The organism is Chryseobacterium sp. VAUSW3 (genome assembly GCF_002205795.1).
Lineage (GTDB): Bacteria > Bacteroidota > Bacteroidia > Flavobacteriales > Weeksellaceae > Kaistella > Kaistella yananensis.
The window spans coordinates 699502-722180 of sequence record NZ_NIUY01000002.1 but is presented as its reverse complement, the minus strand read 5'-3'; the positions used below and the strand labels follow the sequence as shown (position 1 = coordinate 722180).

Annotated in this window: 18 protein-coding genes and 1 pseudogene; 5 read left to right on the top strand and 14 right to left on the bottom strand. The window is 38.9% G+C overall.

Annotated elements, in window-relative coordinates; all coding sequences use genetic code 11:
* Positions 1–108: 108 nt before the first annotated feature.
* Together CDW55_RS08605 and CDW55_RS08600 are read right to left on the bottom strand one after the other, a co-directional pair.
* A complete protein-coding gene (locus tag CDW55_RS08605; protein WP_088469330.1) occupies positions 109–861 on the bottom strand; it encodes a polysaccharide deacetylase in 753 nt (250 codons plus the stop codon).
* A 6-nt stretch (positions 862–867) separates the two neighbouring features.
* Positions 868–1830: an NAD-dependent epimerase/dehydratase family protein gene (locus CDW55_RS08600; protein WP_088469329.1), complete on the bottom strand. Its 963-nt coding sequence runs from the start codon at positions 1828–1830 to the stop codon at positions 868–870.
* 223 nt (positions 1831–2053) lie between these two features.
* Here CDW55_RS08600 and ggt point away from each other — a divergent pair, with 223 nt between their 5' ends.
* Positions 2054–3739 (top strand): gamma-glutamyltransferase, encoded by a 1686-nt coding sequence (gene ggt, locus CDW55_RS08595; protein WP_088469328.1) that lies wholly within the window; start codon positions 2054–2056, stop codon positions 3737–3739.
* Position 3740: 1 nt separating this feature from the next.
* On the opposite strand, the gene CDW55_RS08590 is transcribed toward ggt, so the two are convergent.
* The 7 genes from CDW55_RS08590 to CDW55_RS08560 are packed head-to-tail and all read right to left on the bottom strand — an operon-like array spanning position 3741 to position 9647.
* Positions 3741–5168: an SDR family oxidoreductase gene (locus tag CDW55_RS08590; RefSeq protein WP_088469327.1), complete on the bottom strand. Its 1428-nt coding sequence runs from the start codon at positions 5166–5168 to the stop codon at positions 3741–3743.
* Positions 5168–5650, bottom strand: a complete 483-nt coding sequence (locus tag CDW55_RS08585) for an SRPBCC family protein (protein ID WP_088469563.1) — start codon at positions 5648–5650, stop codon at positions 5168–5170. Before CDW55_RS08585 ends, CDW55_RS08590 begins: the two co-directional genes overlap by 1 nt.
* Positions 5640–6365, bottom strand: coding sequence for a lycopene cyclase domain-containing protein (locus CDW55_RS08580; RefSeq protein WP_088469326.1), 726 nt, complete (start codon positions 6363–6365; stop codon positions 5640–5642). Before CDW55_RS08580 ends, CDW55_RS08585 begins: the two co-directional genes overlap by 11 nt.
* 11 nt (positions 6366–6376) lie before the next feature.
* The gene (locus CDW55_RS08575; protein WP_088469325.1) at positions 6377–6844 is read right to left on the bottom strand and encodes a sterol desaturase family protein; all 468 of its coding nucleotides are present in this window, start codon (positions 6842–6844) and stop codon (positions 6377–6379) included.
* A gap of 6 nt (positions 6845–6850) precedes the next feature.
* Positions 6851–7309 (bottom strand): hypothetical protein, encoded by a 459-nt coding sequence (locus CDW55_RS08570; RefSeq protein WP_088469324.1) that lies wholly within the window; start codon positions 7307–7309, stop codon positions 6851–6853.
* Positions 7310–7320: 11 nt separating this feature from the next.
* The gene (locus tag CDW55_RS08565) at positions 7321–8166 is read right to left on the bottom strand and encodes a phytoene/squalene synthase family protein (protein ID WP_088469323.1); all 846 of its coding nucleotides are present in this window, start codon (positions 8164–8166) and stop codon (positions 7321–7323) included.
* A gap of 11 nt (positions 8167–8177) precedes the next feature.
* Complete coding sequence (locus CDW55_RS08560; RefSeq protein WP_088469322.1) at positions 8178–9647, bottom strand: phytoene desaturase family protein; 1470 nt, start codon at positions 9645–9647, stop codon at positions 8178–8180.
* Between the two features lie 242 nt (positions 9648–9889).
* Here CDW55_RS08560 and CDW55_RS08555 point away from each other — a divergent pair, with 242 nt between their 5' ends.
* Positions 9890–11194 carry a cryptochrome/photolyase family protein gene (locus CDW55_RS08555; protein WP_088469321.1) on the top strand — a complete coding sequence of 435 codons (1305 nt, stop codon included), beginning with the start codon at positions 9890–9892 and terminating at the stop codon, positions 11192–11194.
* Here CDW55_RS08555 and CDW55_RS08550 read toward each other — a convergent pair.
* The 5 genes from CDW55_RS08550 to CDW55_RS12495 form a co-directional block, all read right to left on the bottom strand.
* Entirely contained in the window at positions 11186–12037 is an 852-nt protein-coding gene (locus CDW55_RS08550; protein ID WP_088469562.1) for a diacylglycerol/lipid kinase family protein, read from the bottom strand. The two genes, CDW55_RS08555 and CDW55_RS08550, sit on opposite strands and share 9 nt — an antisense overlap.
* A gap of 28 nt (positions 12038–12065) precedes the next feature.
* Complete coding sequence (locus tag CDW55_RS08545; RefSeq protein WP_088469320.1) at positions 12066–12878, bottom strand: RsiV family protein; 813 nt, start codon at positions 12876–12878, stop codon at positions 12066–12068.
* A gap of 77 nt (positions 12879–12955) precedes the next feature.
* Positions 12956–14890 (bottom strand): DNA topoisomerase (ATP-hydrolyzing) subunit B, encoded by a 1935-nt coding sequence (gene gyrB / locus CDW55_RS08540; protein WP_088469319.1) that lies wholly within the window; start codon positions 14888–14890, stop codon positions 12956–12958.
* Between the two features lie 210 nt (positions 14891–15100).
* Positions 15101–16798 (bottom strand): lysine--tRNA ligase, encoded by a 1698-nt coding sequence (gene lysS / locus CDW55_RS08535; RefSeq protein WP_088469318.1) that lies wholly within the window; start codon positions 16796–16798, stop codon positions 15101–15103.
* A gap of 101 nt (positions 16799–16899) precedes the next feature.
* The gene (locus CDW55_RS12495) at positions 16900–17070 is read right to left on the bottom strand and encodes a hypothetical protein (RefSeq protein ID WP_179285924.1); all 171 of its coding nucleotides are present in this window, start codon (positions 17068–17070) and stop codon (positions 16900–16902) included.
* Positions 17071–17304: 234 nt separating this feature from the next.
* Here CDW55_RS12495 and CDW55_RS08530 point away from each other — a divergent pair, with 234 nt between their 5' ends.
* From CDW55_RS08530 to CDW55_RS08520, 3 genes and pseudogenes are all read left to right on the top strand, one after another.
* On the top strand, positions 17305–17613 hold the full coding sequence (locus tag CDW55_RS08530; protein ID WP_143332948.1) for a hypothetical protein: 309 nt from the start codon (positions 17305–17307) through the stop codon (positions 17611–17613).
* Positions 17614–17705: 92 nt separating this feature from the next.
* On the top strand, positions 17706–18197 hold the full coding sequence (locus tag CDW55_RS08525) for a hypothetical protein (RefSeq protein WP_088469316.1): 492 nt from the start codon (positions 17706–17708) through the stop codon (positions 18195–18197).
* Between the two features lie 108 nt (positions 18198–18305).
* A pseudogene (locus CDW55_RS08520) lies at positions 18306–22677 on the top strand (CusA/CzcA family heavy metal efflux RND transporter).
* Positions 22678–22679: the final 2 nt, after the last annotated feature.

The window sequence follows — 22679 nt, the reverse complement described above, 5'->3', positions numbered from 1 at the left end:
TAAATCACCAATAAAAATTGATTATTTATTGCAAATTCACATTAAATTTGATTAATGATTACTATTTTAATGCGAGTTTATAATTTGGATCATACCTTGCACGCGCAATCAAAAAATAAAATCCTTCATCCGAGCACAAGCCAATTCGTTGGTATTACACCATTGTAAAAAATGTTCCAGCTTGTCTTCCATCTTTCTGCCTGAGTTGTATTTCCGGTAGAACGGAATCTTGAATTGATATTTTTCGAAGTCGGTAAACTGCCAGGAATTCAGGTAAATAAGAATGAAATCTTCATTCTTCAATGTTTCAGTGACCATGTTCTGATAGAATTTCAGCGGAACCATCTGGAAAACAAAATCATTATATGGGATTTGCGAATAGGGCGAAATGCTTTCCGGTATAATGCTTACGCCATTTTCCTCGATGATTTCAGTGCTTCGCTGCAACCTTTTCAGGGGGAAAAGTATGTTGGCGTTCTCAATATTTGAAATGTAGCTGAATTCTAGTTTTTTCAGTGCATCTACAGAAAGGTTGACTTCTTTCTGTCTTATTCCACGGATAAGTTTTTCGGTGAAAGCCTCAGTTAATTGTTTAGCAGTTTCAATTTCGGTGATGTTGGAATCTGCGTTATATAGAGCAATTTCATGACCTTTGCTGATTATTTTTTTTATCAAAGGCTGTAAAGTAACCACCAACGAAATTTCTATAAAAAAAGTCGCCAGAATGTTATTATTTCCTAAAATCCTCAGAACTGAAGAAACGTTATCGATGGTGATTTCTGTAATCTCCCCATCATTAAGCCGGTAATTGTTTTTAAAATCACGCTTATTATTAATGATGTTGAAGGTTAATAAAATCATTAAAAGTTATTTGCCGAGTTTTACTTTAAGATTTTTCAGCATATCTTTGGTCATCTCGGTAATCCCGAATTCATAAGTTAATCCCCAGTCTTTTTTTGCGATAGAATCGTCAATGGAAGCTGGCCACGAGTCGGCGATAGCCTGGCGGAAATCAGGTTTGTAATCAATTTCAAAATCCGGCATTTCATTTTTAATTTCAGTTGCAAGCTCTTTAGGTGTAAAAGATAATCCACCCAAATTATAGGAAGTACGAACAGTTAAATTTTCTTTTGGAGCTTCCATTAATTTCAAAGTTGCATTAATAGCGTCATCCATGTAAAGCATTGGCATCGCTGTGTTTTCGGAGATAAAACTGATGTATTTTCCCTGTTCTACGGCTTCATAAAAAATTTCTACTGCGTAATCTGTTGTTCCGCCACCTGCGGGAGTTTTCCAGGAAATTAAACCCGGATAACGGATGCTTCGCACATCTACACCAAATTTGTCATGATAGTATTCGCACCATTTTTCACCGGCCATTTTCGAGATTCCATACACGGTCGTAGGATTTAAAACCACATCCTGACCCACATTTTCTTTCGGAATTCCTTTCCCGAAAACTGCGATCGAACTTGGCCAGAACACTTTTTTCAGCAATCCTTCCTTTGCCATCTCGCAGAAGTTTAGAAGCGGTTCTACATTGAGTTTCCAGGCAAAAAGCGGTTGTTTTTCAGAGGTCCCGGAAAGCAAAGACGCCAGGTGATACACGGTTGTAATTTCGTAATCCTTTACCACCTGTCTCACAAGTTGCGTATTCGAAACATCCATTCTTTCATAAAAACCCGCTGTAGTAAGGTTTTTGTCCCAACGGTCGAGTCCCGAAGCAATTACATTTTCAGCGCCATGAATTTCAACTAATCTGTTGGTGAGTTCGGTGCCAATCTGTCCCAGCGCACCGGTGATAAGAATTTTTTCCGTGTAGGATTCCATTTGTAGAATTTAGAAATTGATTTTAGCAAATTTAAAAAATTAAAAGAATTTTCCCGCCAGAATTCGCTAAATATTATTGTGGGCAACATTCTCCGTTTTCTGTTCCTGTTTTTTGCTATACTTCGCTGCATAAAAGGAATACAACTGAAAGGTTCGCAGCTGAGGATATCCAACAGCTTTTCGCAATTGAAAGCATTTTCTTATTTTTGAGGAAATTTCCGACATGAAAAAAACGCTGTTTCTTCTCATCATTTCTTCCCACTTTGCATTTGCTCAGTTCACCGATATTAATATTATTAAGGAAATCCGCACCAAAGACAAGGGTTTGGTCGTTTCGGCACACCCACTGGCAAGTGAAGCCGGCGCAAAAGTAATGAAAATGGGAGGAAATGCTTTTGATGCAGTAATCGCTGTACAATACGCTTTGGCAGTGGTTTATCCACAGGCAGGAAACATCGGTGGCGGTGGATTTTTAGTTGGAGTAAAAAATACCGGTGAGAAATTTACCATCGATTTTCGGGAAACGGCGCCTGCAAAAGCTTCCCAGGATATGTACCTCGATAAAAAAGGTAAAGCAAATACCGATCTGTCCCAAAACGGAAGATTGGCAGTAGGTATTCCCGGCTCCGTAGCAGGATTTTATGCTACCTTAAAACATGCAAATCTTCCTATGGAAAAGCTTATTCAGCCTGCGATTGATCTGGCAGAACAGGGTTTTGCAATTACCGAGAAGGAAGCGAGTTTGCTTAATAATCAAATGCAGTATTTTAACGATCACAATAAAGTACCTACGGTCTTCCAAAGAAATACAGCCTGGAAACAAGGTGATATTCTGATTCAGAAAGATTTGGCTCAAACGCTGAAGCTTATTCAAAAAAACGGTGAGAAAGGCTTTTATGAAGGTAAAACGGCCGAACTAATCGTCGCAGAAATGAAACGCGGAAACGGTATTATTACTTTAAATGACCTTAAAAATTATAAAGTTGCAGAAAGAAAACCCATCGTTTTCAATTATAAAGGCAACGACATCGTTTCCATGCCGTTGCCATCAAGTGGCGGAATTTTACTGGCTCAGATGCTGAAAATGTCGGGCTACGAAAATTTAGAAAAATATCAGCAGAATTCCACCGAAGCCGTGCAGATTATGGTAGAATCGGAAAGACGTGCTTTTGCCGACCGGGCAGAATTTATGGGCGACCCGGGATTTATTACAGACAAAACTTCGATGCTTATCTCCGATGAGTATTTAAAAAACCGTTGGAAGAGTTTCAATATAAATAGAGCTACGCCAAGTTCTGAAGTTGGCAAAATAACACCGCAACCTAAAGAATCCCCTGAAACTACACATATTTCGGTAATTGATAAAGAAGGAAATGCTGTTGCAGTCACGACAACGCTCAACGGTTTGTACGGAAGTAAAGTAGTGGTAGCCGGAGCCGGATTTTTACTGAATAACGAAATGGATGATTTCTCAATAAAGCCGGGCGTTCCTAATATGTTTGGCGCTGTGGGCGGAGAAGCGAATAAAATTGAACCTGGAAAAAGAATGCTTAGTTCCATGACTCCAACGATTGTTATGAAAAATGGCAAGCCCTACATTATTGTGGGGACACCTGGTGGAACTACGATTCCTACATCAGTTTACCAGTCGATTGTAAATATTATTGATTTTAAACTGAGTCCGGGAATGTCTGTAAACGCACCAAAATTCCATCATCAGTGGTTGCCTGAAACGGTAATGGTAGAAAATAATTTTCCTGAAACAACCCTACAAAATCTCGAAAAGAAAAACTATAAAATTGAAAGGGTTCGGCAAATCGGCCGTACAGAAATGATTGTAATCGATGAAAGCGGAAATGCTACTGCCGTAGCCGACGGGCGTGGTGATGATTCTGTAGCAGTAGAATAGATTATTTACCGGCAAGTTTCCTCAGCATTCCGTTGAAGATTAAACCATGAAATGGCAAAACCGAATACCAGTAAAGTCTACCTGATATCCCAAGCGGGCGGAACGTCGCTTCCTGATGAAGAATTCCGTCCTTGATTTTAAATTCGAGCCAAGCCTCCCCGGGGACTTTCATTTCCGCGAACAGCAGCAGGCGTTTTTCTTCTCTATCGGCATATAAAACACGCCAGAAATCCACAGAATCGCCAGCTTCGAGTGAATTAAGGTTTCTGCGTCCGCGCCGTAGCCCAACGCCCCCAAAAAGTTTATCCAAAAATCCCCGGATTTTCCAGAGGAAATCAGCATAATACCAACCGGTTTTTCCTCCGATGCTGAAAACCCTTTCCGCCGATAATTCCTCATCAGCAACTTTCATTTCGCGGATGTCTTTAAAACAGCCTTTAGTAGGAACTTCAAGATATTGCCATACGTTTCTGGCATGAAATGGGCTGCTGAAGGAATCGTACCAACTCGAGAGTACATCATTCTGCTTAATTTTATCAAAAGCCTGGCGAATTGCTTCTTTGTAAGAAAATAATTCGATCCCGAGATCTTGTGCTAACGTGTTTTTTTTGGCGATGACATCTATTTTCATGCTATCGACCAGGTTTTTAGCTAAAGAATAGGTGGTGCTGGTAATAAAATAAAGCCAATACGAAGAAAGTTGCGGCGTCATTACAGGTACCGTGAAAATTGTTCTTTTCAAACCGCGGACTTCCGCATACTGCAGGAGCATTTCTTTATAAGTTAAAATATCTGTTCCCGCGATATCGTAATCTTTATTGTAAGTAAAATCTTTCCCTAAAATACCTACAAGAAACTGAATCACATTTCGGATTGCAATCGGCTGGCATTTTGTTTTCAGCCATTTCGGAGCAATCATCACCGGGAGTTTTTCAACCAAATCACGGATGATTTCAAAAGACGCGCTGCCGGAACCTACGATTATTCCTGCGCGGAGACTCGTTAACGCGTATTTTTCACTTTTCAGTGCTTGTTCTACGTTTTTTCTGGACTGAAGATGTTTTGACAGTTTTTCTTCATTGATGATTCCGGTAAGGAAAATAACCTGCTTTACTGCCGTTTTCTCTAATGCATTTCTGAAATTTTCTGCCGAAATTTTCTCCATTTCTTCAAAATCACCTTGTCCTGAAGACATAGAATGAATCAGGTAATATGCGTAATGTATGTCTTTTGGAATATTTTGTAAAGAAGCAGCATTCAAAAAATCATTTTCAATAATTTCTAACTGATGCAGATGGTTTTGAAAAAGTTTCGTACTGAATCTTTTTTTGTCTCTCACAGAGCAAACTACGGTATGACCTTCTTCCAGTAACTGTATCAGAAGTCTTTTGCCAATATATCCTGTAACGCCTGTGAGTAATATTTTCATTATTTAATGATTTCTTTTAAAATTTTATAGCGGCTTTCAAATATAAATTTCACCTTGTTCTTTACGGCTCTTCCTGCAATTAAATCGCCAAAGAGGCCCAAAGGCATTTTAAAATTCACAATATCTGTCATTTTTACTTTTCCGTCCTGCATTTCGGCGAAATGATGTTCGTGATGCCACATCGCATACGGACCGAACCGCTGTTCGTCTACGAAAAATTTCTCTTTCACCAGATGCGTAATCTCCGTAATCCAGTTGCTTTTTACCAAAGGAAAAATGCCGATTTTGTAGGTGATGATTTGCCCCTGGTAAGTCTCTGAACCCGGATTATTTGTGATATGAAAATTCATTTCATCAGGAGTAATTTTATCCAGATTTGTAGGAACGGTGAAGAATTCCCAGGCTTCTTTCAGCGAAATAGGGAGAATCTGTTCTGAAGTCAGTGTATAAATTCCCGACTGTTTGGTGATTTTAATTTTCATCTGTTCTGCTGGGTGCTGGCGGATAATTCCATTTTCTTTTAAAATATTCAAAAACTAAAACAATACTGTACAAAAGGGTGAAACAGTAGAAACTGTCTTCCAGAGGCATAGTTCCTACGCGGATTCCGAGGTTTTCAGTATCATCGTAAAAAACGACTGGATTTTCGGAATAATTGCCTGTCAACGCATTATTAACAAAATAAAACGGAATGTAAATGACGATAAAACTAAGGTAAAATCGTCGCGCATCCTTCCATTTGTGGATGATTTGAAGCAGCATCAGCAAAGCAAAAAGACCGAAGCTGCATACCGTATAAATTTTGTCGTAATTTAAAACAGCAACAGAAAAACTCATCACAAAAAGGACGTACGTAATCCATTTGGTAATGCCTTCATTCAGAATAACTTTAGGAATAAAATACTCCATAGAGTAATGAATAAAAACACTGGCGTAGGGAATGAGCAGGAAAAAGAGGTATTCTTCCAGCGGCATATTGAAAATTCTGAATTTGATTAAATATTCATCATTAAAGCCCCAGACTTTTTCGTAAGTGAAGTAAATATCCCATGCGATGAAGAATAAACCGACCAAGAGAATGGCCGAAAAAAAAGCTTTCCAGTACTGGATGAAGTGCATTCTTTTCCGCTCGAAACTGAAGAGAAAAGGCACAGAAAAGCTCAGGATATCGAGTAATAAATAGTAATAAGACTGCAAGATTTTAGTTTTTATGAAGTTGATAATTTAGCTTCTCGGAAATATTTCAATGGAACGAAAAGCATTCCGAAGCATTCGCCGTCTTCTTTTCCTAAATGTTTGTGATGAATTTTATGCGCTTTTCTTAAGCCCCGGAAATACCAGTTGTTGGTTTTGTCGAACCATTTGAATCTGCGGTGGATGAGTACATCATGAACCAGAAAATAGCCTATTCCGTAAAACAGGATTCCAAGTCCCACAAAAAACATCCAGTTTAATTCGCCCCGGCTGCCAAAATAAAAAAGCAAAATACTGGGAATGGCAAAAATTACAAAAAAGAAATCATTTTTTTCGAAAAGGTGCGGATATCCGGGTTGGTGATGATCTTCATGAAAATACCAGCCTAAGCCATGCATGATATATTTGTGTGTAAGCCATGTAACGCCTTCCATCGAAACGAAAACCAGCAGTGTGATCATGATATAAAGTAAGGTTTCCATTGTTTTTTAAAGTTTTAGGTGCATTTTAATTCTTTTGATAAGATCTTCGTCTTTCGATTTTTTATATTCTGCTAAGATAAAGGTTTTGTCACTTTTCAGATCTTTGTTATACCCTAAAAATGCCGGCGTCTGCTCCTGCGAAATATATCGCATAAAGCGAATTTCCAGATTATTAGGATCTTTATTTACCGCATTTTCGATTGCCTTTTTACCTTTGTTGAAATACGAATACTTGCTCAGCGGATTCATTGCATGTTTCGCCATAAAGAAATTACCGACTGCATAAAAGGCTTCGTAAATTGGTTTTTTAGTTTTGGTGTAAGCCTCCTGGGAGGTTGCGATTAAGGTTTTTGTCGCAGTTTCAGAATTTTCTCCTTTCTGTAATAGCAATCTGAAATCTGATAAATCCTGGCCGTAACACATCATAGCAAAAAAGAAAACCAAGGTTAAAAAAACTTTTTTCATTATTGAAATTTTCAAACTAATTTTAAGTTTTTATTAAGTACCATTTCTCCGAAAAGATAAATTTTCCGTGCATTGGAAACGCTTATTCTTTTTGTGAGCAACAACTCAGGTTTTGTTTTGCGTATTTTTTTGAAGAGGTTGATGTAATATTTATACGCCATGAAAACTGCGATTCTGCTCGATATCGGAAGCATTTTAATCCCGATGAAAGCATGCGCAAAATCTTTTGCAATGTCGGCTTCAATTTCCTGCTTAGCCTGCGAACTGAATTTGCTGAAATCTACATTCGGGAAATACATCCTGTTCAAATCATTATAATCTGCGCTGATGTCTCTCAAAAAATTTATTTTCTGAAATGCTGCGCCGAGACTTTGTGCGTAAGGCTTCAATCTGTTATATTCTTCTACATCACCATTCACAAAAACCTTCAGGCACATTAAACCTACCACTTCGGCTGAGCCGTAAATGTATTCGTTGTACTTTTCATCATTAAAGTTTTTAATATCGCCCAAATCCATTTTCATGGAATGGAGAAAAGCATCCACCAGATGCTGTGGAATGTTTTTTTCTTTCTGCGTTAAACAGAAAGATTGTAGTATGGGATTGAGAGAAATACCGTTTTCGAGTGCTGAGCGGTAACTTTGCTCAAATTCGTCCATAAGCTTCGCTTTATCATAATCGTGGAAAGTATCTACAATTTCATCAGCAAAACGCACAAAACCATAAATGTTATAGATGTGTTGCCGAATTTCAGGCTGAAAAAGGGTAGAAGCCCTGGAAAATGAGGTGCTGTATTTTTCAGTCACTAACTTAGAGGACTGCCCGCACACTTTGTTGAAAATTTCTAAGTTATTCATCGTTTCTGTTTTTATAAAATTCGGTTTGTGTTCTTAAGGATATAATCTGTAACTACTTTTCCGGAGATTAATGCCGGTGGAACGCCGGGTCCCGGAACCGTGAGCTGACCGGTGTAAAATAGGTTCTTGACTTTCTTATTGGTAATTCTTGGTCTTAAAACTGAAGTTTGCAACAATGTATTGGCAAGTCCGTATGCATTTCCGCGACAAGAATGATACCGTTCTTTAAAATCGTTTACGCCGAAACTTTTTTTGAAAATAACCGAATTGCGGAGGTTTTCTCCTGTGTTTTTTTCAATTCTGTTAATAATCAACTCAAAATACTGATCGTGAATTTCCTTTGAATCCTCAAGATCTACGGCGACGGGAATCAGGAAGAAGCCGACTTCCTTTCCTTCCGGACAGAGGCTGTCATCAGTTTTACTTGAGAAATTGGCGTAGAACAGCGGTTTTTTTGGAAGTGTTTTGGTGTCATAAATCTCTTCGGCATGCTGTTCAAAATCAGTATCAAAAAATAAATTGTGATGCTGAAGCTGGGGAACTTTTTTATCAAAAGCTACGTAATATAAAAAAGAGGATGGTGCAAAGGTTTTTTTCTGCCAGTACTCTTTAGTATAATTCTGTTCTGTTGATTTTAAAAGGGTTTCGGTATGTGCATAATCTGCTCCGGAAATTACAATATCAGCTTTTAAAAAACTGTTTTTAGTGATTACAGCGGTTGCATGGTTATTTTCTGTTCGTATTTCTGTAACCTCCTCATTTACTTTAAATTTTACGCCCAACTCTTCTGCAAGTTGCTGCATACCCTTAGCTACAGCATTGAAACCGCCTTTTGGATACCAGGTTCCCATCCCGAAATCAGCATGGTTCATAAAATTGTAAAAAGCCGGCGTATTATTAGGTTTTGCACCTAAAAATAATACGGGGAATTCCAGAATGCTTCTTAGTTTGGGATCTTTAATATTTTTTCGCACAGTTTCGGAAATGTTTTGCACGAAAAGCGGAAGTCTTTTGGCCGTCTCAACACTTACAAGCTCCAGAATCGATCTGCCGGGATTGTAAACCAAATCCTGCATTGCGATCTCGTAATTCGCTTTGGCTTTTTTCATGAAATCTCTTAAGTGTTTGCCACTTCCCGGTTCGATGTTTTCGAAAGTTTCGATGATTTCCTCCGGCTTGTCTGAAATGTCGATGAAGTTATCTTTGCCGAAATACACTCTGTAGCCCGGCGAAAGTTTCTCCAACTGATAGTAATCTGTCACTTTTCTGCCAAAATCTGCAAAAAACCTTTCGAAAATATCAGGCATCCAGTACCAACTGGGTCCCATATCGAACTTAAAGCCATTAATCTCCAGCAAAGATGCACGCCCGCCAACCTGTTCATTTTTTTCTAAAACAGTAACGGTATAGCCTGCCTTAGCCATATAACATGCGGATGCTATCGACGAGAAACCTGAACCAATAATAATGACTTTTTTCATAAACCTTAAGTAATAGAACAAAAGTATACTTTAATTTTCAAATTAGAAAATAAATATACTAATTTTGTAATTCAAATTATCAATAGTAAATATATTTAAAAATTTGGGTAACCAAGAAATGATGGCTTACAGCTGAATACTGAGGAAAAAATTTTTTGAATTCTCTGAAAAAGACTTTGACCATCATGTTTTTAATAAAGTTAATAAAAAAAATACTGCCGAAACCTAAAAATTAATTTAATATGTCTGAAAAATTTTCTGTTTTCTGGTTCAGAAGAGATTTACGCTTGAGTGATAATCATGGTCTTATGCAGGCTTTGAAATCCCAAAATAAAGTGTTGCCAGTCTTTATTTTTGATACTGATATTCTTTCGAAACTCGAAAATTCAAAGGACAGGCGAGTAGATTTTATTTTTCAGGCATTAAATACCATTAATGAAAATCTAGAAAAGAACGGGAAATGCGTTAAGATTTATCACGGGAAACCCTTAGAAGTCTTCCGGGAAATTATTGAAACTTATATGGTTGAAAAAGTTTTCTGCAATGAGGATTACGAACCCTCTGCCATTCAAAGGGATGCTGAGATCAAGGATTTTTTACATCTCAACAATATTGAATTTCTTTCGTACAAAGATCAGGTTCATTTTCATAAGAATGATATTCTGAAAGCCGACAAATCGCCTTATAACGTTTACACGCCTTATGCAAAACAGTGGCTTTTAAAATACAACACTCAGGAAACCGAAAATTATCCTTCCGAAAAGCTTTTGAACCATTTTATTGATGCTGAAAAACAGAACTTATCATTACAGGATATTGGTTTTCAGCCAAGTGGTTATCGCTATCAAAGTCCATCCTTGAATACTGAAACAGTAAAAAATTATCACGAAACAAGAAATTTTCCGGCGTTGGCAACTTCAGAAATGAGTGTGCATCTGCGTTTCGGAACCATTAGTGTTCGCGCATTGGCCATAATCGCAAAACAGTTGAACGAAACATTTTTGAAAGAACTGATCTGGCGGGAGTTTTTCATGCAAATCCTGTATCATTTCCCTAAAGTTGTGCATCATTCATTCAAAACAAAATATGATGGAATCCAGTGGCTTTCTGACGAAGAAAGTTTAAAAAAATGGCAGGAGGGCAAAACTGGTTTTCCGTTGGTGGATGCAGGAATGCGCGAACTGAACGAAACCGGTTTTATGCACAACAGAGTCCGAATGGTTTGTGCAAGTTTTCTTACCAAGCATCTGTTGACCGACTGGAGAATTGGGGAAGCGTATTTCGCGGAAAAATTACTCGACTATGATTTAGCAGCCAATAACGGAAACTGGCAGTGGAGTGCGGGTTCGGGCTGTGATGCGGCACCTTATTTCAGGGTTTTTAATCCAGAAGAACAGCAGAAAAAATTTGATCCCGACTTTGTGTATGTTAAAAAATGGGTAAAAGAATTTGGAACTTCCTCATATCCGAAACCGATGATTGATCATAAATTCGCCAGAGAAAGAGCGCTGGAAACCTATAAAAAAGGCCTCCAGGATTTACTGTAAAATGTTGAGGCTTTTAGGCTGAACCTTTACGCTTATCGGCGACTCTATTTTATTGAATTCACCGTCCAGATGCCAGTTTTTGGTGTTCACTTCAAATTCGATTTCAGAAACCGGAAGATAGGTGACATACTGATCATCTTTCAGCCTTTTGGTGAACATTCTGAAGGCGAAAAAAGGCGAGTAGGTGAGCGGGAATTTTTTCACCAAAACCAAATCAACAAGACCGTCACTTTTGCTCGCTTTCGGTGCAATGTAGGCGTTGTTGCCGAACTGCCGAGTGTTTGCAATATTCAGCATCAAATATTTCCCGTTATACTGCTGATAATTGTCGGTTAAAAATTTAATCTGAACAGGTTTGTAATTAAAGAAGGTTTTAATGGAAACTTTAATGTAATTCTTGAAGCCTCTTTCTGTTTTTTCGAATTCTTTCACCACTTTTCCGTCAAAACCGGTCCCGGAAACATTGATAGAAAGTCTTCCGTTGACGGTGAACGTATCGATTTGTTTGGTTTTTCTGGTTTTAATTTTGGTTAAAAGATCGTCAATGTTTTTAGAAAATTTAGTCTCATTTGAAAACCCGTTACCTGATCCTGCGGGAAATATTGCAAGAATTTTATCAGTATTAATCAGCTTTTGCGCCACTGTAGAAATGGTGCCGTCGCCGCCAACCGCAACGAAAATATCGGTATCAAAAAAATGCGTGTCAATAAAATGATACGTATCTTCTATAGACTCTGAAATATAGTAAACCGGATCCGAAATCCTTTTTTTCAGGGCGCGCAGAAACGGGTGATAGTTTTTTTTCGCAGAAAAAGGATTGATAATAAAGGCTACGTTTCGCATCATATAAATCAGAAAATAGAAAACGTAGTTAGTTTAAATTCAGTTTTGTTCTGAAATCCTCAGTCAGAAAAGGTTTTATTTCGCTGTACGGAACTTTTATAAGCACCGGACCGGCTGCATACGCTGCAATTTCGTACTGGTTGTAGAGAAAATAAAGATGCTCCTCATCAAAATAAAAATTATCGTTAAGCGGAATTTCCTTTACCAGAAGCATTTGTGCTTGCCCTTTATCCAGATCGTTTTTCAGGAAATGATCCATAAGAATTCTGCTCCATATTTTCGCATCACGCACTTTCAGAATATCTCCCAGGTGTACCTCCCAGTTCGTTTTTACATCAAAAACTCTGTATAGCTCATTATAATAGCCGTGAGCACCGCCCGTGTATCCATCACTTTTATACTGAACCGTCATGAAATCATTCAGCTTTGCAAACTTTTTCATGTAAGAATTCTGTTCCCAGGTTTGTGGGAAATCGGGGCTCCAGTCTTCCAGAGATTTTTTGGTGTCTGCAAAATATTCGTTCTTCTGAGTCTCAATTTCGGCTTCAATATTTCCTTTGGAATATTCTTTCAGTTTAAGATTTAGCGGAGCATAAATACTGTCGAGCAGAGACTTGTTATTCAGATTAGGAAAAACCAAAACCGTTGACCTGAAAATTGCAGTAAGGTTTTCGTTTATTTTTAAAGAATCAACCGTTGTTAAGGAATCGGTTGCTAAAACTTTTACCGGAACTTCTTTTGAAAGGGATTTTTCAGAGGTTTTGGCGTCAGGGTTTTCGGCTTTCTTACAACTGAAAAAAGCTAAGAATGTTAAAAAGAGAACTGCAGAAATATTTTTCATCCTCAAAATTAATTATTTTAAAATAAAAAACTGCTCAATTTTGAGCAGTTTTTTTGTTCAGTTTATCGTATTATGAATTAAACATCGATTTTTGCATACACTGCATTTTTCTCGATAAACTCTCTTCGTGGTGGCACTTCGTCGCCCATCAGCATCGAGAATACATTATCAGCGTCTGCCAGACTGTCGATGGTTACCTGTTTCAGGATTCTGTTCTCAGGATTCAAGGTAGTTTCCCAAAGCTGCTCTGGATTCATTTCCCCAAGACCTTTGTAACGCTGTACTTCAACACCTTTTCCGTCCGGAGCCATTTCTAAAGTAAATTCTTCCCGTTCTTTCTCGTTGTAGGCGTAGATTTTTTTGTTGCCTTTTTTCAGAAGATACAGTGGCGGCTGTGCGATGTAGATATAGCCGTTTTCGATCAGTTCCTTCATATAACGGAAGAAGAAGGTTAAGATTAGGGTCGAAATGTGTGATCCGTCGATATCAGCATCCGTCATAATTACAACTTTATGATAACGGAGTTTACTCATGTTGAGCGCTTTGCTGTCTTCTTCCGTGCCTACGGAAACACCGAGAGCGGTATAAATATTTTTGATTTCTTCGTTGTCGTAAACCTTATGAAGCATCGATTTTTCTACGTTCAGAATTTTACCTCTCAACGGCAGAATGGCTTGGAAATGACGGTCACGGCCCTGTTTTGCAGTTCCACCTGCAGAATCACCCTCCACGAGGAAAATTTCAGAAATTTCAGGATCTTTTGAGGAACAGTCGGAGAGTTTTCCCGGAAGTCCGCTTCCGCCCATCGGCGATTTTCTCTGAACAAGTTCTCTTGCTTTTTTTGCCGCCTGTCTTGCTTTTGCCGCCAAAACAACTTTCTGAACGATGATTTTGGCTTCGTTTGGATTTTCCTCTAAGAAATTCGTCAGCATTTCGCCCACGATTTTATCCACCGCACCCGAAACTTCAGAGTTGCCCAATTTCGTTTTGGTTTGCCCTTCAAACTGAGGCTCCATCACTTTTACAGAAATAACTGCAGTAAGACCTTCGCGGAAGTCGTCCCCGGTTACTTCAACTTTTTCTTTGGCAGGAATGCCCAGTTCATCAGCAAATTTCTTCAAAGTTCGGGTTAAAGCTCTTCTGAAACCTGCTAAGTGCGTACCTCCTTCATGGGTATTGATGTTGTTCACATAAGAGTGAAGATTTTCGTTATAAGAAGTGTTATAACGCATCGCTACTTCTACCGGAATATCGTCTTTATCACCTTCCATGAAGATCACATTACTCATGATCGATTCGCGGTTTCCGTCGATGTATTCTACAAACTCCTTCAGACCGCCTTCTGAGTGAAAAATTTCGGAAACGGCAGTACCGTCTTCGTTTTTCTGTCTTTCATCGGTTAGACTGATCGTGATACCTTTGTTAAGAAAAGAAAGTTCTCTTAATCTTGCTGCCAGGGTATCGTAATTGTAAACCAATTCCTGGAAAATGGTGTGATCGGGCTGAAAAAATACTTCGGTTCCTCTTTCTTCAGTGGTTCCAATTTCTTTAACTTCTGTTAAAGCTTTACCCTCAGAATATTTCTGCTGGTAGACTTTTCCATTTCTGTTTACCGTAGCAACCAGGGAAGTAGAAAGTGCGTTAACACAAGATACCCCAACCCCGTGAAGTCCACCGGAAACTTTGTAGGAATCCTTGTCGAATTTACCACCTGCACCAATTTTGGTCATTACCACTTCAAGTGCAGATTTCTGTTCTTTTTCGTGAAAATCTACCGGAATACCACGCCCGTTGTCTTTCACTGAAATTGCTTCTCCTTCGTGAATGGTTACGGAAATAGTGTCGCAGTGTCCTGCCAATGCCTCATCAATAGAGTTATCTACCACTTCATAAACCAAATGGTGAAGTCCTCTTAATCCGACATCACCGATATACATGGAGGGTCTTAACCTCACATGTTCCATTCCTTCTAACGCCTGTATACTACTCGCTGTATATTCTTTTTGACTCATATCTTCTTTTTTGCCAACAAAATTTGGTGCTGGCTGCAATAAATTTCAATTTAATTTTTCTGAATTTCCGTCTTTCCGGTTATTCAAAAAGACCAACAAATATACTGAATTTAATCGGATTATGAAAGCTGGAAAAGCAATTAAAAATGTAGAAGTTTTCCACAAAAAAATCCCCTTGTAGAAGGGGACTTTTATTATAAAAATAATTTTTTATGTAAGCTTTATTATAACCTGATCTTCGGTTTTTTCAACCTTAATCATATCGAATTTGGTAAGATTTTTAGTCGCCTTGTCCCATTTTTTTCCTGAAAGCTGGCTTCTTGTTTTTACTTCTGCAAGATCCATTGGTTCTTCCTGTGAGTTAAGGATTTCGAGAATCACCTTTTCATCTTCGCCCAGTTCGATTTGAGGAACTGCTTTTTCCGGTTTCATTTGCGGGAAGAATAAAACCTCCTGAATTGATGGGTTGTTGGTTAAAAACATAATCAAACGGTCCATACCGATGCCTAAGCCTGATGTTGGCGGCATTCCGTATTCCAATGCGCGGAGGAAATCGTTGTCGATGAACATTGCCTCGTCATCGCCTCTTTCTGAAAGTGCCATTTGCGATTCGAAACGTTCTCTTTGGTCAATAGGGTCGTTTAATTCCGAATAAGCATTTGCGATTTCTTTACCGCAAACCATTAATTCAAATCTTTCGGTTAAACCTTCTTTGCTGCGGTGCTTTTTGGTTAAAGGCGACATCTCGATCGGATAATCGGTGATGAAGGTCGGCTGGATGAAGTTTCCTTCGCATTTTTCACCGAAAATTTCGTCGATTAATTTTCCTTTACCCATGGTTTCGTTCACTTCAACGCCAATAGATTTAGCAAAATCAAAAAGTTCCTGCTCAGATTTGCCTGTGATATCAAAGCCTGTAAATTTCTGAATGGCTTCTGTCATCGAAATTCTAGGGTAGGGCGCTTTCCAGTTGATGGTGTGCTCGCCAAAAGTAGATTCGGAAGTTCCGTTAACCTGTGTGGCGCAGAATTCCAAAAGTTTTTCGGTGAAATCCATCATCCAGTTGTAATCTTTGTACGCGACATAGATTTCCATTGCAGTAAATTCCGGGTTGTGGGTTCTGTCCATTCCTTCGTTTCTGAAGTTTTTCGAAAATTCATAAACTCCGTCAAAACCACCTACAATAAGTCTCTTCAGATATAATTCGTTCGCAATTCTTAAATATAATGGAATATCTAAAGCATTGTGATGCGTGATGAACGGTTTGGCTGCAGCGCCACCAGGAATTGACTGTAGAATCGGGGTTTCTACCTCAAAATAGCCTGCGTCATTGAAAAATGTACGCATGGCATTGAAGAGTTTTGTTCTTTTTACAAAAACTTCTTTCACGTGAGGATTCACCGTTAAATCTACATAACGCTGGCGGTATCTGAGTTCAGGATCGTTAAATGCATCGTGAACAACTCCGTTTTCATCAGTTCTTGGTTGCGGGAGCGGTCTTAAAGATTTGGTTAGAATTTTAAAATTCTCAACTTTCACGGTCATTTCACCAACCTGGGTATTGAAAAGTTCCCCTTCGATGCCGATGATGTCACCAATATCCAGTAGATGTTTATAAACTTCGTTATACAGGGTTTTATCTTCGCCGGTACAGATTTCATCACGGTTAAAATACACCTGAATGCGACCTTCGGAATCCTGCAGTTCAGCAAAACTTGCTTTCCCCTGGATTCTTCGGCTCATCAGTCTTCCGGCAATCTGTACTTTTTTGCCTTCTGTAAAATTTTCCTTGATGGATTTTGTGGTATCTGTGATTTTATATTCTTCGGCCGGAAAAGCATCGATCCCCATTTTCTGTAAAGTGGCTAACTTTTCTCTCCGGATAATTTCCTGTTCTGATAACTGCATGTTTTCTTGCTTTTTAAGAGCGCAAATTTAGTGATTTTTTGATGAATATAAACAAAAAAAGCAGCCGTTGCCGACTGCCTTTAATCATTTGGATCTCTGGGTTATTTAACTGAAGTAGAATCAGCAGCTACTGGTGTTGCTGCTGGAGCAGTAACGGTAACTTCTGCTTCCGGTTCTTCGAGCATTCTGTTGCTTTCGGTTGAAGTTTCTTTTTTTGAGCATCCAGCCAATACCAAACCGCCGATGAATGCAAATGCGAATAATTTTTTCATTGTAAATTTAATTTGGGCAAAAATAGAAATTTCAAAAGGAACTGCAAGTTTGTATAAATTTTATCATCCAGCCTTCGGAAGGTTATTTTTTTTTGATTATACCGGTTATAAATTGATGCTTCTCTAGCATTTTCTCTGGAATTTGAGTAATTTTGCACTATGAAAAAGTACATTACTTACTTTTTGATATGTACTTACCTCTTTTCTTTTTCAGAGGTTAGGCAGATTTTGAAAATGCCTAATCTTATTGAACATTACATTTCTCATAAAATCATCGATAACGGAACTACGGTTTTTTCGTTTATTAAAATGCACTACCTCGAGGATCACGGCATTGATGGAGATTATCATCAGGATATGAAACTTCCGTTCAAAACACATGATGTTTCGGTTAATGTTTTCAGTTTTGTGTTTCCCCCGAAAAAAATAGAATTCAATTTCGAGCATAAACCTCTGGACATTGATGAACAGCAGAGTTTTGCTTATTCTGAAAATTTCTTTCCCTCAGTTTTCCAAAAAATCTGGCAGCCGCCTAAAATTTAATTTAAGAATTATCAAAGATAAAGTAATGTTTAAACCTCAGGTTTAGGCTTATTTACACTTACTTAAAAGTCTAATTTTTAAATTAAATCAAAATGAATAACGCACATCTGCATTTGGTTGTTAACCATTTGCCAATCATATTTCCTATTGTAGGAGTAATCATTTTACTGATAGCGATTTTTACAAAATCCGACGATTCAAAACGTAACGCTTATATCGTTTTTATTCTTGGTGCAGTTGCATCAGTAGCTGCCATGGCGACAGGCGAAGGCGCAGAGGATGCAATCGAAAATATTCAGGGTGTTTCTGAAAATCTTATGCACAGGCACGAAGAAGCCGCAGAAATTTTCGCAGGAATGTCATATTTTCTTGGAGCTGTTTCTCTTCTAGGCTTTCTTACAAGTTACCGGAATTTTTCACTGGATAAACTGATGCCGGTTACGATATTAATTGTTGCCGGAGTTTCGCTGTATTTCGCTCAGGAAGCTGGAAGAACCGGTGGGGAAATTCGTCACACAGAAATCCGCAGCGGCGCAAACATCCAAAGTGCGGTCGAAAATTCTGGTGAAGACCAAGATGACTGATGTCATTTTTTAGAAAATAGCTCGCGTAATTTCTGCTTGCGGGCTGTTTTCTCCGTAACTTTAATAGTGAAAACTATTGACTTCTAATTATTTAACTCAATTTTAAAAATGCTTAATAAAATCATAAATTTTTCCATAAAAAATAAGCTGATCATCATCCTGATGACACTCGGCTGGATTATTTACGGAATTATCGAACTCCGGAAACTGCCCATTGATGCCGTACCGGATATTACCGATAACCAAGTACAGCTGATTACTTCGTCGCCAAGTTTGGGCGCACCCGATGTGGAGCGGTTTATTACTTTTCCGTTAGAACAGGCGATGAACAATATACAGGGAATCAAACAGATGCGAAGTTTTTCGCGTTTCGGTCTTTCTGTTGTGACCATTGTTTTCGAGGAAGACGTAGATCTTTATCTTGCAAGGCAGCAGGTCTCCGAACGGTTACAAAATGTTTCTAAAGATATTCCTGTTACGCTTGGAGTCCCGGAAATGGCACCAATTTCCACAGGTTTAGGCGAAATTTATCAGTATATAATCCGTCCGAAAACCGGTTACGAGCACCGTTACACAGCTATGGAGCTTCGTACCATTCAGGATTGGATTGTAAGACGACAACTTCTGGGTACAGAAGGTGTTGCTGATGTTGCAAGTTTTGGCGGAAACCTGAAGCAGTATGAAGTTGCAGTAAATCCTGCGCAACTTAAAGCGATGGGAGTGACGATGCAGGAGGTTTTCACCGCGCTGGAAAACAATAACCAAAATACTGGTGGTGCATATATTGAAAAAGGTCCTACAATTCTCTACATCAGAACAGAAGGTTTGATGGGTAAAATCCATGACATCGAAAAAACAGTCGTAAAAAATCTTCCCGATGGAACGCCTGTTTTAATTGAAAATATTGGAAAAGTGCAGTACGGAAAAGCCATCCGCTACGGCGCCATGACTTATAACGGAAAAAGTGAAGTTGCCGGCGCGGTGGTGATGATGATGAAGGGCGCCAATTCCAATAAAGTTATTGAAAATGTAAAAATCCGTATCGACGAAATCCGCAAAACCCTTCCTGAAGGCGTAATCATCGAACCTTTCCTCGACCGGACCAAGATGGTAAACAATGCGATCAGCACAGTCTCTAAAAACCTTCTTGAAGGCGCGTTAATCGTCATATTTGTTCTTGTAGTTTTCCTCGGAAATCTTAGAGCAGGATTTATCGTTTCGTCTGTCATTCCTCTTTCCATGCTTTTTGCGTTTATCATGATGAATATCTTCGGGGTTTCCGGAAATCTCATGAGTTTAGGCGCGCTGGATTTCGGCTTGATTGTGGATGGTGCTGTGATTATTGTGGAAGCCATTCTACACAGGCTTCATGGCCCAACGCTCGCCAACAAAAACTTCCTTACCGCAAAAGAAATGGACGAAACCGTGGAGAGTTCAGCTGGTAAAATGATGAATTCGGCGGTATTTGGACAGATCATTATTCTGATTGTTTACTTGCCAATCCTCACGCTGGAAGGTGTAGAAGGTAAAATGTTCAAACCGATGGCGCAAACGGTTATTTTTGCACTTTTAGGTGCATTTATCCTGTCTTTAACTTATGTCCCGATGATGAGCGCGCTGTTTCTTTCCAAGAAAATTACTCATAAGAAAAATTATGCCGACCGGATGATGGACAAGCTTGAAGCGGTTTATGATAAAATTCTTAAGGTAGTTTTAAAATTTCAGAATCCTTTATTTTTCAGTGTTTTAGGGCTTTTCTTCGTTTCGGTTTTTATCATGACTAAATTAGGTGGAGAATTTATTCCCACACTTCCCGAAGGCGATTTTGCCGTTGATACGAGGGTTTTACCGGGAAGTAACCTTAAAACTTCAACTGACGCAGTTTTAAAAAGCCAACAAATCCTGCTGAAAAAATTCCCTGAAATTGAAAAAATTGTAGGGAAAACCGGAAGCAGCGAAATACCCACCGATCCAATGCCGATTGATGCGAGCGACATGATGATTATCCTAAAACCACGTAAAGAATGGACTTCCGCAAAATCATATGACGAACTCGCCGAAAAAATGTCTGCAGAGCTGAAGAAAAATATCGTGGGCGTTACCTATTCATTCCAATATCCGGTTAACATGAGGTTTAATGAACTGATGACCGGTGCAAGACAGGATGTTGTATGTAAAATTTTCGGTGAAAATCTCGATTCATTAAAGATTTACGCTGAAAAACTGGGCGAAATTTCCAAGAAAATCGATGGAGCAGAAAATATTTATGTGGAACCAATTTCCGGAATGCCCCAGATTTTAATTGAATATAACCGCGCAGCACTTTCCCAATATGGATTAAGCATCGGTGAGGTCAATAAAATGGTAAATACCGCTTTTGCAGGCCAGAGCGCGGGTTCCGTTTTCGAAGAAGAGAAAAAATTTGATTTGGTAGTCCGTCTGGATGGGGAACTCAGGAAAAATCTCGAAGATGTAAAAAATCTTCTGATTCCCACGCCCACTGGTGTCGAAATTCCTTTAAGCTCAGTAGCTCAGGTGGAACTAAAGGAAAGTGTAAACCAGATTCAGCGTGAAGAAGCACACCGCCGAATCGTCGTTGGGTTCAATGTGAAAGGGCGCGACATTGAGTCGACCGTGCAGGATTTACAGCAAATGGTGGATAAGAATTTGAAACTTCCCGTAGGTTATACCATAAAATACGGCGGAACGTTCGAGAATCTTCAACAGGCGCAGCAACGGCTTGGTATTGCAGTTCCTATCAGTTTGGCTTTAATTCTTCTGATGCTTTATTTCGCATTCAGTTCAGTGAAATATGGGTTGATTATTTTCACTACAATCCCGCTTTCGGCTATTGGCGGAATTTTATCGCTTTGGCTGCGCGGAATGAACTTCAGTATTTCTGCAGGTGTAGGTTTTATCGCTCTTTTCGGGGTTGCGGTGCTTAACGGAATTGTATTGATTGCAGAGTTTAACCGACAGAAGAAAATTCATTCAGACTTGAACGAAGTAGTGCGAATCGGAGGTAAAATGCGGCTCCGTCCAGTACTGATGACCGCTTTGGTAGCCTCTCTCGGATTTTTACCGATGGCCATAAGCCAGGGTGAAGGTGCGGAAGTACAAAGACCGCTGGCAACTGTAGTGATCGGAGGTTTGCTTTTGGCCACATTCCTTACCCTTTTCATTTTACCAACCGTATATATTTGGTTTGAAAAACATTTTCCTCAACGTAAAAAAAACATTAATCTAGATGAATAATTTTAAAATAATGAAACCTAAATACTTCAGTCTGTTTTTAATATTGTTTTTTCTGAAAAGCTTTTCTCAAACTCCAATTTCTTTGGAAACTGCCTACGACAAAGCAATTAAGAACAATTTGAATTTAAAGTCGGGCCAGCTGAAAGTTGATCATCAGAACCGCATCCAAAATTCTGCTGTAGCCATAGATCCTTTGAATATCAATGCAGAAATCGGACAAATTAATTCTGCGTATGTGGACAATGCTTTTTCCGTTAACCAAACACTGCGGTTGCCGAAATTCTATAAAACTCAAAAACAGGTTTTAACGGAACAGTGGAAAAACGCAATGCTGGGACTGGAAGTGCAGAAATGGCAGCTGAAAAGGGAAATTGCTTTGGTGTACAATAATCTGAATTATCTGGACGAAAAACAGAAACTCCTGAAAAAAGCCGACAGCATCTATTCAAATTATTACAAACGTTCCGAAATTCGGCTGAAAGCAGGTGAAAGCAACATTCTGGAGAAAACCAACGCTGAAGCTTACCGAAGCCAGGCCGAAATTCAGCTTCAAAATCTAATGAAGGATCGCGAAATTTCACTGCATCAGTTCAATTATCTTATCAGTGACGGTGAAAATTATGAGAATGAAAATGGCAGTTTTTATCTTCTGAATTTAGATTTTGATGAAAATTTTAACGGTAATCCTTTGGTTCTGTCGCAGTTGGAACATCAGAAAAGAATCGAAAATGCAAGACTTGAAGCTGAGAAAGCGAAACTTTTGCCGAGTTTCAATTTCGGAATTAATTCAACCACGATGAAGGGCACCGGATCGGATGATAAATATTACAACGGAACTCATCGTTTCCAAAGCGGTTTGGTAGGGCTGGCGCTTCCGGTTTTTAATGCGGCACAGAAATCATTGATTGAAGGCCAGAAAATTAACCAGCAGATTGCTGAAAATAATTACGAGATCGCGGTTCGGGATTTTAAAAGTAGATATGCAAAAACCTTTGCAGAATATCAGAAACTTAAATCTGAAATCGATTATTACAAAACCAAAGGTCTGAAAAACGCACAAACCATCATGTTTACCGCAGATTTGCTGTCCAGAGAAGGTGAAATAAACTATCTGGAATATACCATTTTGGTGAATCAGTCGCTTGATATTCAGAACAGATACATCGATGCTCAAAATAATTTGAACGAAAAAATTATAGAACTCATTACGCTCAAAAATAAGTAAAG